The sequence below is a fragment of the Bradyrhizobium sp. AZCC 1693 genome, from assembly GCF_036924745.1.
Lineage (GTDB): Bacteria > Pseudomonadota > Alphaproteobacteria > Rhizobiales > Xanthobacteraceae > Bradyrhizobium.
Window position 1 is genome coordinate 6,891,723 of record NZ_JAZHSD010000001.1, and the last position, 12,592, is coordinate 6,904,314.

Below are 12,592 nucleotides of genomic sequence, written 5' to 3' on the forward strand. Positions count from 1 at the left end.
CGCTCGGTCGAGGAGATTGCTACCAGTAGCCTGACGCTCGCCAGCTAACGGTCGCGGCGCATCTGCTGGGGGATCTGGTGAAGGGCTGGAAGGTACCCTTCCGATAGGACGATAAGGGGGATGATTTGAGCGAAGGCGCTCGGCGTCTCTCTCCTCGTGTCACTGCTTGGCCGCACAGAAGTTGATTGGATGAGAAGGTCGACTTTCCAAAATTGGCACGAAGCGGCCCACCTCGGATTTCCGCCTTTCGATGGCTGACAGCGCTAAACCAGACATCACGCGGACAGCCCAATCCGGTCAAGACTTTTCGGACTAAGCGCGATGTCCGCGTTGTGTCTGCAACGCGAAGCTATGGTTGATCGGAACAGCCAACAGGCGATCCGCCTGCTGCAAGCGCGATATCGCCAGGGCTCTTTAGCACCCTTGGTTACGCGCCTGATCTCACTGGCTATGCGCATGTCGAACCATTGCCCGCACGCCGGGCATTTCATGCGGTGGTCGGCCTCGGTCCTAGCGATGCCGTTGACGTCCTGACCCGGTTTCGTCAACGCCTATGACCTCGTATTCAAACACGACGCCTTCGGGATCGTTCACCACGAACCACTCATCGGCAAGGTCCGAGTTTGCAAACACCTTGAGATGGTCACGGTCGCCGACCTGTTTCTTTGTATCGACGTAAATCCAGACCGTTTTCATCGATCTCCCGCCAGCTTGCGGCGTCCCCAGTGGGGTTCCTTGCGAGATGGGTTAAACTCCCGAACGTGGCTCCGGTTCAATGCTCTCATGACGCCGATGCGGGCAAACATCGTCGGGCCGCCACTCTCAGCAACAAGCAAGAGTGCCTCAATGGCGGTCTGCCATTCTGGTTTTTCGGCCTCTTTTCTCGGGAGCCGGCGCGGCGCCGTGCAAGGTGATGAGATGGCGGCCACCCGAGATCGGTATCGGATCGTCAAAGGCGCGCTGCCAATCCCTGTCGGACATCTGCTAGCCGCCACCCGATCTTCCTTGTCTGCACCACGCGCGACGATCCTCAGCAGGTCATCAGATAAAGCCCGTTGCAGCGCCTTAGCTTCCTCCCACGGCGCGTGCATCCACACGTCGTCGCCAAGCCGTTCCCTACCTCAACCTAAGCTCAATTATTCAAACCGCACGCCGACGCGATACCCTCTGCGCCAGACAACGCGGCACGAAAGCTTCAATCGGTCATCCGGCATGATCAGTGTGAATTCATTGGGAATGCGGATCAAATCGGAAAACTCTAGCGCCGCGCCGGTGCTAGATATATCGCGGACAACGCAGGGATACTTGTCGCCGCCATAATCGATCTTGGCAGCTTTCATGACCCGAATGCGCGGCGCAACCCGAGTTTCGACCACTGTAGTATTCCTAATTCAAATACCGCCTCTGTTAGCAGGAACGTGTTAAAGGTTACTAAGCGCGGTACCTTGGCGTGCATTTACGGCGACGGCGGGCTCAAGTTAATGCCTCGTTAGAAAAACCTAGCAGACCTCAGCCGTTAGCAAACGACGGTCCGACAATAGCTTAGACGCTGACAATATCTTCCTTATCCGCGCCCGCCGAACAATCATCAATCCATCGTCCGGTAACTGTCCTTGCAGTGCCCTCGGTTCATCCCATGGCACTCACATCCAACGTTCTTCGTCGGTAGTCAGGATTGGCATCGCCTTCGGATGGATCGGTTCGACGACCACGTTTGGCGAGGTCGTCAGAAAGCCGTAGACGAGATGCGGTCCGGGGATCGGCTTGGACTTGGTGCCCCGGTCGCCTTTGAACTCGGTCCAGATGCCAGCGAAGGCGAACAGCGGTCGGTCCTCATTGAGCGCGAACCAAACGACATCCTTCTTTTTGGTCTCGGGGTTTGGCTCCGGCGCGTATTCGGCAAAGCAATTGGCCGGGCACCAAGCATCGGTTCTCCGGCTTGAGCCAGCCGCGCCAGTGCGGCGACGATGTGTTGCGAATGTTGGTGACCGGCGGTCCACCCGTTCGGGGTGGTGGCGGCATGCCCCAGCGCATCGTCACCATCTCTGTCGGCTCCGGCATTTCGTACCACCGGAGCCGCATAGTCGGGGAACACGCCCGGCATCGGCGGCAAGTTGCTGACATAGCGGTTGATCACGCGGAACAGCGCGCGGATCGGCATTTTCAGTTCGACGATCAGTACTTCGCGACGACCGGGCCACCCCAACGGTAGTTCACGCGAACGAGGCCGATGTCAACGTGCTGAGCAATCCGGGCGGTGCCTGCAAAAGCGCCGGGCGCAAGACCAGCGTTCCCGACCCCGTAGAGATTCACATCACGATCGCCCATGAACAGGTGGTCGTATTCAACGCCGATAGACCAGTTCGGAGCGAAGCCAAATTCGAGACCCGCTCCCACCGCGCCACCCCAGCGGGTTTGGCTTCCGTTCACGATAGTCAGCCCGGTCGGAATATCGAAAGCTCTGTAATTGTCGCGGACGACCGCAGCGCCGCCTTTCACGTAGAGCAGCACGTTATTCCAGGCGTAGCCAACTTGGCCCGTGAACAGACCGAACGCATCGATCTTGGTTTCATCTTGGACGTCCGCGATGGCGAGGTTGGCGTTGGATCCCCTGAAATCGGCCCAGTTGCCCTGCGCCTCCACGCCGAACACCCAGTTCGTCGTCTGCCAGCGGTAGCCGATCTGACCGCCGACCGTGCCCCCGGTCGCATCGTGGCACCCCAAGGAAACGGGCGGAGCGATGGGCCCGGTGTCGGTGCTGGTCAGGTCCCAACACTTGTGGGCTGAGCCGCCGCCGCCATTGAGGCCAATGTAGAAGCCGCTCCAGTCGTAGATCGGAGCGACTATCGGAGACGGCGCCTTGGTGTAAGGCCGCGCCGCCAGATCAGCGGCCGAGGCAGGAGCGGCGAGCGCGATGAGGGCAACCGTGCCCAGCAGGATTTTCTTCATTTTTCACCCAGTCCAATACCTGCCCCAGCATGCAACCTACCATTGTTCGCCGAAGTTTCTGTCACCCGGGCGCCACAATGACGGAGAAAGTAGAGAGTTCCACAACCGGACGTTGGACGCCGGTCTGGAAGCTCGAAGCCTCCCTAAAATGTCAGTCTTGCAAGAAAGAGCGCCATGCGCCGCCGGTGCACATGATGCGTCTGACCGAGACGCGCGAGATCGCGCCATATCCTTGGGTCCATTCTGGAAGAACCCAATCAGCGGGTTCGCTTTGGCAGTTTCGGGAGCCGATTAGGGTTGAACGTCGGCATCGGCGCGCTCGGCTCTGGCGCAGGCGGCTGTTGTTCGCTCAGAATGAGCGTGCCCTCAAGCAGCACGCCCGGGACCTGTTCTGCCGTTCCTACGTATCTCGCGATCTTGCCGTCGAACGTTCCTTCAAGCTTCATCGTGAGATCATCAGCGCCAAAGACCGTTACGTGCCCTTCGGTATGCCGTTTGGTCGTTACGATTGCGGTAAACCGATCTCCATCGACTTTGCAGGAGCCGCTGTAGGTCATGATGCTATCACCGCCCCAGATTTTGCCGTCTTGGACATGGGCGATGCCGGTGCCCTGGCCCAGTGGGGTCTTGAACCACGCCGCATATGTGCCGTCTTTGAGCATGGGAGACTGCTCTCCTCGGTTTTCGCAAGAGCCCCACCAGATGATCGGCACAACTACCGCTAAGACTTGGTTAAGCTTGGCATCCGTGTGAACCCGGTGTGGCAAGCCTTGGTCATTTTCCGCCTCCGCATTTTCCCGGATAGACCCGATTGAAATCTCACGCTTTTAGTGAAGCGCAATTCAAACCAAATCGGACTTGCGATTGCCCAACAGTGGAACCGACTGTTGGGCTTTTGCATGAACGCCGCTTGGGAACCGGAATAGAACTCGCAGTGAAAAAACTAATGATCACCGCCGCCATCGCGTTGTCGGCGAGCACCGCAGGCGCCGAGGTATTTATCCCGAGCGGCGCATGGGCGACGTTTCAAACCGTCACCAACGAGGAGAAGAAACCAGTTTGCGGCATGCAAACAACTTTCCCGAAAGATAATGCCAGCATCATGATCAAATACATTTTGGGCGAGAAAGGGCTGCTCGTTCAGATGTTCAAGGATAGCTGGCGTTTTCCCGCCGAGCCGATCGATATCTCGCTGATCGTTTCGCTCGATACCTATTCGCAATCGATTGCGGCGCGTGGCGGAGTTACCGAGGGCGGGTCGCCGGTGGTCCAATTCAGGCTCGGCACCGGCATCGACGACTTTCTGCGCGGCTTTTCCGACGCTGATTTAATGCGGCTTGAGTTCCCTCAAGGCGACGAGCCGCGATGGAACGCGCGAATGATCGGCAGTCGCAAGGCCGCCCAGATGTTCAAGCGATGCGTGGTCGCGATTATCGAGGCCAATCCCAAGACGCAGCCCTACGGCGGCGGCTCGACGCAGCCTTTCGGCTCGGGGAAGAAAGCGACCCAACCAACTCAGCCGATCGCGCCCAAGCGCACCCGCGAAGATGATGGATCAATCTAAAATGGGCGAGAGCATGAAGTGCCAAGCCGCCGAGATCAGAAATCGGCTCGCATTCCTCAAAATGATCGAGGCGGTGCTCGCTACCACTGGCTACCGTAAAAAAAAGTTGCCGTCGAACTGGAATGAAGCTGGTTCCCGAAGTCGCCTAAGAAAATCTTGCATGCAGCGACATGCCGGGTCTGCCGCGTTCCCGCGCCGGGCCGCCGCTCCAGCGCGGCCGCCCCTACGTTTGCGACGACGGGCCCGATAATCAGGCGGGACTTTGCACAAACGCGCCAGCGGCCAAATGGCGCGTTTGAGCGTGTTTCAAGAGGAAAAGCCCGACCCGGAGATGGGATCGGGCTCCGAAAAACATCAGGCGACGAGACGCAGTTCGGTTTCCGCCTGTTTCACTGGTGCAGGCTTGCCGATGATCCGCCGAAGCTCCGCTGCGACACCGTCGAGCACCGCGCGCTTTTCCTTCATCCGCTTCGAGTGATTGTAGACCTTGCCGGTGACACTGGGCACGATCTGCTCCTGCTTCTTGCTCGCGGCGTGATCGAGACATTTCGCGATCCACGCATCATCAAAGCCGAGATCGCCGGCCAAGGTCGCCGCCGTCCGGCGCAGATCGTGCGGCGTGAATGGCTTTAGGCCGAGCAGCGCGCAGATGCCGGGCGTTTTAACCTTGCCCTTGACCTTCGTGCCGCGCAGCGCGGTTGCCATCACCTTGCGGTTCATCGGCATATCGCCCAGCGGGCTCGCGAACACGAACTGCTTGTTGCTGCCGCGCAGGGCCTCCTTGATGATCTCCACCGCCAGATCGGAAACCGGCTGTTGGATTACCCGCCGCTTCTTGACGCGCTTGAGCGGGACGTCGAAGCGCGGATTTTCACCGTCGAGATCGAACAGTTCGTCGCAATGTGCGCCGAGCAGTTCAGCCGACCGCAACATAGTGACCAACTCGAATTTGAGCGCGAGCCTCGTCCGGCGATCCCACGGCAGGTCGTCGCGGTCGACGCCGTGCCAGAAAATCCTGATCTCGTCCTCGGAAAGGACGCGCGTGCGCGGATGCTCCGGGTCAAGCTTCGGCAGGTTTACGCAAGGACTGGCGGTTACATAGTCGCGGCCGGCTTCCGCTGCCCAGTTGAACAGGCCCGAGGCCGCCTTGCGCATATGCCGCGCATTGCTGACCGAGGGAACCCCGAACTTGCCCTCGACGATATCATTCGAGAGCGTCGCAACGTCGTGCTTGGTAACTTCGCCCGGTAGCTTTTTGCCGAGCCTTGGGCTAACGAAGCGCCGCAAGTGGCTGGCGGTATTTTCCCAGCTTTCCAGCCGGGGTCGCATTTCCCCGTCCGGCTTGCGGACTGGCGTCTTCATCCATTCGATCCGCTCCTCGATGATCTCGTCGACGGTCTTGCCCTGTTTCGCTTTCTGCGCCTTCTGCTGCCGCAAATTCTCCGCAACGTTCTCGCCGTTGCCGATACGGGTTTTCAGCGCATAGACCTCGGTGCGGGCCTGGTCGACCGCAAAGGTTTCGGGCTTATAGACGCCCAGCCATTTGGAGCGCTGCTTGCCGGTGGCCCGGTCGGTGAACTTGAAGAAGAAGGTCGCTACCCCGGCAGGGATGATGCTGACGTAGAGGCCGGGGCATTTGCGGTCGTAGATTTTGACCCGCTTGGCGACGCGCTTCTCGCAGAGGCGGTCGGTCATGATGACGCTGCCCTTGCGCGCGCGCTTTGCAGCGGGTTCGGTGGTGATGATACTATCCATTGCGGTTTCGGCTCCTATGGGTTGAGACCAAAGGGGCTCGGCTTTGGGGCTTTCAGTTTGTCGTGCGGACACTGAAAGGCTTAGGGCCGGGCCCTAGATTTGGCGAAACCCGCAGAAACAGCCCGCAACAGGCTAGTCGAAAGTGCTTGTTTTAAAGGGTTTTCTTAGTTTCGGCGTGTTTCACCGAATGCCAAAATATAGACGAGTTGGTCATTCGCTCCAGGTCGTTTGCCGCTGGGCCGGACGGTAAGTCTGCTTTGGCCCGAAAACCGACCTGATTCCGATGTCCAATCCGGTGGCACATTCTTCTCGCCCTCTGTAACCGAGCCGAGGAGTATGGCCATGCAGGATCAGTGAATGCGACCCCACGACTAAGCGAGAGGCGCGGAACAAGGGAAAGCTGACCGGGGCAAAGCCACCGTTGCGGCCCAAGCACGTCTGGTCGACCCGGACGAAACTCCAGATCGAAGGTCGCGCTCGCGACCTTGCCATGTTCAATCTGGCGATTGATAGCAAGCTTCGTGGCTGTGACGTTGATGCAATCCGGGTCGAGGATGTCGCTGCGGGCGGGTACACAGCGGATCGCGCAACGGTACGACAGAAGAAAACCGGTCGGCCCGTCAGATTCGAATTGAGCGAGCAGACCCGCCAGGCGGTCGATGACTATCTAAAAGCCACAGGCAAACGGCCCGGCGAGTTCTTGTTCACCGGCCGTCGTGGTCCCAACCGCAATATGACAACGCGCCAATATGCCCGGCTCGTATCGGAGTGGATCGGAAGCGTCGGGCTGGACCCGAGGCTTTTTGGCACGCATTCGCTGCGACGCACAAAAGCTATCCTGATCTATCGGCGCACAGGCAATCTCAGAGCCGTCCAGCTCTTGCTCGGAACGGCGACATACTGCCCGCGAACAACAGGCTGAAGCACGCATCACTTACCGATTTCACCCCCGCTTTGGCGAGATCGTGCGCGTTAGGCGGCGGCTTCAGCGAGGCGGCGCCGCGTTTCTCGTTGTGCACCAACTTGACGGCACCTTTGCCTGCCTTCCAGCGTGGATGACTGACGAGGCTGCGTCCGGATTCGAGATCAGCGTTGAGCCGCATTTTCCCCTGGATGTTCTTTGCTCCCTCCGCAACGAGGTCGATGCGCTTCTAGGCTTTCTGGCGTCCGAATCAAAAACGGAGCGACCAGAGAATGACGCACCGATCCGAGAATCTCCAGCCAAGTCTGTTCGAGGCCGAGCGACCGTGCGTCGAACTGCGTGCAGCTCAAAAGAGCGAGCTCGCGATGGTCATCGAGGTGCTGCTGCGCGAGATCGCGGCGGCGCTGGCAAAGGCGGCAATCGGGGGGAACGGTGATGACCAAGATCACGACTGAGCATCTCGCCCGCAACGCCTGCGTCTACGTCCGGCAATCGACAGCAGACCAGCTCGCGCATAATCATGAGAGCCGACGGCGCCAATACGGTCTCGTCGATCGCGCCAAGCAGCTTGGCTGGAGCAACGTCGAAGTCATCGACGACGACCTCGGCCGGTCTGGCGGCGGCATCGCGCGTCCCGGCTTCGAGCGGCTGCTTGCAACGATCTGCGACGGCCGTGTCGGCGCTGTGCTCGCGATCGAGGCGTCGCGTCTTGCCCGCAATGGCCGCGACTGGCATACGCTGATCGAGTTCTGTGGATTGGTCGGCACGCTCATCGTCGACGAGGACGGAATCTACGATCCTCGCCATCCCAACGATCGGCTGCTGCTTGGCATGAAGGGCACGATGAGCGAGCTTGAACTCTCGATGTTCCGCCAGCGCTCGCAGGAAGCGCTGAAGCAGAAGGCGCGCCGCGGCGCGCTGGTCCTCGGTGTCGCCGCCGGCTATGTGAAGATCGGTCGCGATCGCATAGAGAAGAATCCGGACAAACGCGTGCAGGACGCCCTGCAGCTGGTCTTCACAAAGTTCGCCGAGCTGCAAAGTGCAAGACAGGTGCACATCTGGCTGAGAGAGGAGGGTATTGAGCTGCCGGTCAAGTCGCGTCAAGGCGAGGCGCACGGCGTCCTGTGGCGACTGCCGGCCTACAACATCGTGCACAACATCCTGACCAATCCGATCTATGCAGGTGCCTACACGTTCGGGCGCACGACGAGCCATGTGAGCGTCAAAGGTGGACGCAAGCATGTCCGGCGTGGTGTGCAAAAGCCCATGGCCGAATGGGATGTCTTGATCAAGGAGCACCACACGGCCTATATCACCTGGGACGAGTTCGAGCACAACCTCGAGGTAATCGCCAACAATGCGACCGGCATGAGCAGCGCACTCGCTCGCGGAGCAGCTCGTAAAGGCGACCTGCTGCTGCCCGGACTGCTGCGATGCGGCCACTGTGGCCGCAAGCTCCATGTGCACTACAGCGGCAAGATCGGCCGCTACAATTGCTACGGTGCGCGTACGAACCACGGTGCCGCGCGCTGCATTTCGATCAGCGGCTTGAGCATCGATACGGCGATCAGTAACGAGGTCCTGTGCCTCCTGAAGCCGCTCGGCATCGAGGCGGCACTCAAAGCGATCGAGGCGCAATCGAGCACGACGACCGCGATCGAGCGCCAGCTGGAGCTGTCGCTGCAGCAGGCGCGCTACGAAGCCGCGCACGCGCGCCGACAGTACGACGCCGTCGACCCGGCAAACCGGCTGGTCGCCGGCGAGCTGGAGCGCCGCTGGAACGAGGCATTGCAGGCTGTCGCAAAGCTTGAAGGAGAGATCGCCGCCCTGATTGCGCGTCGTCCGCCGCCGCTCGGTGAGCCGGAGCGCCAGAAATTGGTGGCGCTCGGTGCTGATCTGGAGCGCGCCTGGTTGCATCCCGCTGCAACCGCCGCAACGCGCAAGCGCATCCTTCGCGCGGCACTCACGGAGATCGTCGTGCGCAGGGACGGCGCAATCATCCATGCGGTCCTGCACTGGCAAGGCGGCGACCATACCCAGCTGCAAATCAAACAGCGACTGAATGCGGCCGGCCGGCACAATCCACGCATCCCCGACGACACGATCGCGCTCGTGCGTGAGCTGGCGCGGCTGATGCCTGATCGGCAGATCGCGCGCCTGCTCAATCGCACTGGCGTCGCGACCGGGCACGATAATGCCTGGACGCAAGAGCGCGTGCGCGGCTTCCGCAATCACCACGACATTGCCGTCTTCCGCGACGGCGAGTGGGCGGAGCGCGGCGAGATTACGCTCGAAGCGGCAGCAAAACTCATCGGCGTCTGCAACATGACGGCTTTGCGTATGCTCCGCCGCGGCGACATCAAAGGCCGACAAGCTTGCGCGGGCGCGCCTTGGGTCATCAGAGCTGAGGACTTGGCAGGCTTCGCCCGCGGAAAGAGTCAGAAGTCTCCGCTAACACCGGATGCCAAGCAGCAGGTCTTTGACTTTCAATGAGTTAGCCAAACTGCCCACCAACAGCCGGTCGAGGCGCGGATCATGTATCCGTTCCATCCACGCTATGGCGAGACCGTGCTTGTTCAGCGGCGATTCGCCTATCGCGGCGTTGATCTGGTCGTCATCCCGCAGCCTGACGGGTCGGTTGCCTGCATCCCGGAATGGATGACGCACGAGCGCGCAGCGCGCTTCAAGCTGTCGGCCGAACCGCAGTTTTCTCTTGAAAACTTGCGCTCGCTGCGCGTCGAGATCGATGGGCTCTTAGCCTTTCTCCCGTCCGACTCAAAAAGGGAGCCAGACGGGCATGAAGCGAAAAACAAATCCCGAGAAGCCGCAGCTGCGACTGTTCGATCAAGACCAGCCATGTGCGGCCCTGCTACCGGCTCAGAAAGCCCAGCTATCGGCGCTGGTCGAAGCCCTGTTCATCGAGATCGCCGAGGCGCTTGCAACCGGGGAGGCCGGCGATGAACAAGATCACTGCTGAACATCTCGCGCGCAGTGCCGTCGTCTATATCCGCCAGTCGACAGCCGACCAGCTTGTGCACAATCAGGAGAGCCAGCGCCGGCAATATGGGCTTGCGGATCGCGCGCGCCAGCTCGGTTGGGTCAGCGTCGAGGTGATCGATGATGATCTCGGTCGCTCCGGCGGTGGCATCAGCCGCCCAGGCTTCGAGCGCCTGCTGGCTGCGATCTGCGAGGGCCGCGTCGGCGCCGTGCTCGCGATCGAGGCGTCGCGCCTCGCTCGCAATGGCCGCGATTGGCATACGCTGATCGAGTTCTGTGGATTGGTCGGGACTATCCTCGTCGACGAAGACGGAATCTATGATCCTCGCCATCCCAATGATCGTTTGCTGCTCGGCATGAAGGGCACGATGAGCGAGCTTGAGCTGTCGCTGTTCCGCCAGCGCTCGCAGGAGGCGCTGAAGCAGAAGGCGCGTCGCGGCGCGCTGTTCCTCGGCGTTGCGGCAGGCTATGTGAAGACCGGGCGCGACCGCATCGAGAAGGATCCCGATCGGCGTGTGCAGGATGCCTTGCGCCTCATCTTCGCAAAATTCTCGGAGTTCCAGAGCGTACGCCAGGTGCATCTGTGGCTCAGAGACGAAGGCATCGAGCTGCCCGCCAAGTCGCATGACGAGGAAGGACGCTGCATCGTCTGGAAGCTGCCGATCTACAACACCGTGCACAACATCCTCACCAATCCAGTCTATGCTGGCGCCTATGCCTTCGGGCGCACGACGAGCAAGGCCGTCGTCGAGGACGGGCGAAAGCGTGTGCGGCGCGGACTTCGGCGCTCCCGCACGGAATGGGACGTGCTGCTCAAAGATCAGCACGAAGGCTACCTCACATGGGAGGAGTTCGAGAGGAACCAGCGCGTGATTGCGGACAATGCGACCGGAAAGGGCAGCGCCATCGCGCGCGGGGCGGCACGGCGAGGCGAGCTCATTCTCGCGGGCCTGCTCAGATGTGGCCATTGCGGCCGGAAGATGTATGTGGGCTACGGCAAGTCTGGCCGCTACTACTGCCAGGGCGCCGTCGTGAATCATGGCGCCGAGCGGTGCATCTCCTTCGGCGGCCTCAGAGCGGATCAGGCTGTGGCCACGGAGGTTCTGCGCGTCCTAAAGCCACTCGGCACCGACGCTGCGGTCAAGGCGCTCGAAGCTCAGACCATTGAAATGTCTGCGGCTCGGCGGCAGCTCGATTTGGCACTCGCCCAAGCACGCTACGAGGCTGCCCATGCGCGCCGACAATACGACAACGTCGATCCTGCCAATCGGCTGGTGGCGGGCGAGTTGGAGCGGCGCTGGAACGAGGCGCTGCAGGCGGTGCACCGGATCGAGAGTGAGATCGCGATGCTGGACGCAAAAAGGCCGCCGTCGCTAAGTCAGAAGGAACGGGAGCACCTGATGCAGCTCGGTGCAGACCTGGAGCGCGCCTGGTCGCATCCGGCCGCGAGCGCTGCGACACGCAAGCGGATCCTGCGCGCGGTACTGCATGAGATCATCGCTCGCACCGAGAACGGCTTCATCGAAATGGTGCTGCATTGGCAGGGCGGCGACCACACCGCGCTGAAGCTCAAGATGAATACTGCTGGCAAGCATCGCTGGACAGTTCCCGAGGACACGCTGACCCTGGTCCGGCAGCTGGCGCGCCAGATGCCCGACAAGCAGATCGCACGATTGCTCAATCGCGCCGGCAAGCCAACGGGGCGCGGCAACGGCTGGAGCGAGGCGCGCGTGCGCTCATTCCGGCATCACCACGAAATTGCAGTCTACTGCGAAGGCGAGAGGACAGCGCGGGGGGAAATCACTCTGGAAGCCGCCGCGGAAATCATCGGCGTTACACCGATGACGGCGCTGCGTATGATCCAACGCGGCAACCTCAACGGACGGCAGCTCTGCAAGGGAGCACCCTGGGTCATCAAGGCCGAGGACGTGGCTGCCTTCGGCGCTGAAAAGCGATCGCAAGGACCGCTAACACCAAATTCTGCGCAGCAATCCTTTGACTTTCAATGATGTAGACAGGTGCTCAGTATGACTCGTGTCCGCTCGGCCATGCCAAGCTCGACACCACGGCGCTCTATACCCGCGTCGCCACCAAGACGATCAGCGAGGTCATGAGCCCGCTGGAGCACATCGCGCTCAAACTCAAGGAGATCCGGCCGCCCGGCTGACGCGCTTATGTCGCGCCCGGCTTTGGAGGTCGCGGATATCTTCCGCGACCGTGGACCGGCATGGCGCAGAGCCAATGCCTTATTGGCTGGTGCACTGGCGGTTGCTGGATTCGCGATCGCCACGTCGATCTCCGTTGCACCCGCGTCAGCTCAAGTTGCCGTTGATACACCGATCGGCGGCGTGAGAGTGGGCCCGCAGCCGCGCTACTATCGCGACTACGATCGACCCGCTTATCGC

At 60.9% G+C, this 12,592-nt stretch carries 11 protein-coding genes and 1 pseudogene; 6 read left to right on the top strand and 6 right to left on the bottom strand.

The window, feature by feature from the left end; translation table 11 throughout:
• Positions 1-510: 510 nt before the first annotated feature.
• The 5 genes and pseudogenes from V1293_RS32715 to V1293_RS32735 all read right to left on the bottom strand — a co-directional run bounded on the left by V1293_RS32715 (position 511) and on the right by V1293_RS32735 (position 3,611).
• The gene (locus tag V1293_RS32715) at positions 511-696 is read right to left on the bottom strand and encodes a hypothetical protein (RefSeq protein WP_334515499.1); all 186 of its coding nucleotides are present in this window, start codon (positions 694-696) and stop codon (positions 511-513) included.
• A gap of 440 nt (positions 697-1,136) precedes the next feature.
• Positions 1,137-1,376: a PilZ domain-containing protein gene (locus V1293_RS32720; RefSeq protein WP_334515502.1), complete on the bottom strand. Its 240-nt coding sequence runs from the start codon at positions 1,374-1,376 to the stop codon at positions 1,137-1,139.
• Positions 1,377-1,499: 123 nt separating this feature from the next.
• A pseudogene (locus V1293_RS32725) lies at positions 1,500-2,161 on the bottom strand (SOS response-associated peptidase family protein).
• 14 nt (positions 2,162-2,175) lie between these two features.
• Positions 2,176-2,949 carry an outer membrane protein gene (locus tag V1293_RS32730; RefSeq protein ID WP_334515505.1) on the bottom strand — a complete coding sequence of 258 codons (774 nt, stop codon included), beginning with the start codon at positions 2,947-2,949 and terminating at the stop codon, positions 2,176-2,178.
• Between the two features lie 257 nt (positions 2,950-3,206).
• On the bottom strand, positions 3,207-3,611 hold the full coding sequence (locus V1293_RS32735; RefSeq protein ID WP_334515507.1) for a hypothetical protein: 405 nt from the start codon (positions 3,609-3,611) through the stop codon (positions 3,207-3,209).
• 149 nt (positions 3,612-3,760) lie between these two features.
• Between V1293_RS32735 and V1293_RS32740 the strand changes: the two genes are divergently transcribed.
• Positions 3,761-4,513 (top strand): hypothetical protein, encoded by a 753-nt coding sequence (locus tag V1293_RS32740; protein ID WP_334515509.1) that lies wholly within the window; start codon positions 3,761-3,763, stop codon positions 4,511-4,513.
• Between the two features lie 354 nt (positions 4,514-4,867).
• On the opposite strand, the gene V1293_RS32745 is transcribed toward V1293_RS32740, so the two are convergent.
• On the bottom strand, positions 4,868-6,268 hold the full coding sequence (locus V1293_RS32745; RefSeq protein WP_334515510.1) for a tyrosine-type recombinase/integrase: 1,401 nt from the start codon (positions 6,266-6,268) through the stop codon (positions 4,868-4,870).
• 421 nt (positions 6,269-6,689) lie between these two features.
• On the opposite strand from V1293_RS32745, the gene V1293_RS32750 reads away from it, so the two are divergent.
• The 5 genes from V1293_RS32750 to V1293_RS32770 all read left to right on the top strand — a co-directional run bounded on the left by V1293_RS32750 (position 6,690) and on the right by V1293_RS32770 (position 12,196).
• Complete coding sequence (locus V1293_RS32750; protein ID WP_334515512.1) at positions 6,690-7,190, top strand: tyrosine-type recombinase/integrase; 501 nt, start codon at positions 6,690-6,692, stop codon at positions 7,188-7,190.
• Positions 7,191-7,462: 272 nt separating this feature from the next.
• A complete protein-coding gene (locus V1293_RS32755) occupies positions 7,463-7,645 on the top strand; it encodes a hypothetical protein (protein ID WP_334515513.1) in 183 nt (60 codons plus the stop codon).
• Entirely contained in the window at positions 7,626-9,683 is a 2,058-nt protein-coding gene (locus V1293_RS32760) for a recombinase family protein (RefSeq protein WP_334515514.1), read from the top strand. Before V1293_RS32755 ends, V1293_RS32760 begins: the two co-directional genes overlap by 20 nt.
• Before the next feature lie 304 nt (positions 9,684-9,987).
• Entirely contained in the window at positions 9,988-10,167 is a 180-nt protein-coding gene (locus V1293_RS32765; protein ID WP_334515516.1) for a hypothetical protein, read from the top strand.
• The gene (locus V1293_RS32770; protein WP_334515518.1) at positions 10,148-12,196 is read left to right on the top strand and encodes a recombinase family protein; all 2,049 of its coding nucleotides are present in this window, start codon (positions 10,148-10,150) and stop codon (positions 12,194-12,196) included. The genes V1293_RS32765 and V1293_RS32770 overlap by 20 nt, the downstream gene beginning before the upstream one ends.
• The last annotated feature ends 396 nt before the right edge of the window (positions 12,197-12,592 follow it).

Bases quoted from the DNA above. Each gene is read 5' to 3' on its own strand.
- V1293_RS32715 (WP_334515499.1), bottom strand. From the start codon at position 696: ATGAAAACGGTCTGGATTTACGTCGATACAAAGAAACAGGTCGGCGAC.
- V1293_RS32730 (WP_334515505.1), bottom strand. From the start codon at position 2,949: ATGAAGAAAATCCTGCTGGGCACGGTTGCCCTCATCGCGCTCGCCGCT.
- V1293_RS32735 (WP_334515507.1), bottom strand. From the start codon at position 3,611: ATGCTCAAAGACGGCACATATGCGGCGTGGTTCAAGACCCCACTGGGC.
- V1293_RS32745 (WP_334515510.1), bottom strand. From the start codon at position 6,268: ATGGATAGTATCATCACCACCGAACCCGCTGCAAAGCGCGCGCGCAAG.
- V1293_RS32755 (WP_334515513.1), top strand. From the start codon at position 7,463: ATGACGCACCGATCCGAGAATCTCCAGCCAAGTCTGTTCGAGGCCGAG.
- V1293_RS32760 (WP_334515514.1), top strand. From the start codon at position 7,626: ATGACCAAGATCACGACTGAGCATCTCGCCCGCAACGCCTGCGTCTAC.
- V1293_RS32765 (WP_334515516.1), top strand. From the start codon at position 9,988: ATGAAGCGAAAAACAAATCCCGAGAAGCCGCAGCTGCGACTGTTCGAT.
- V1293_RS32770 (WP_334515518.1), top strand. From the start codon at position 10,148: ATGAACAAGATCACTGCTGAACATCTCGCGCGCAGTGCCGTCGTCTAT.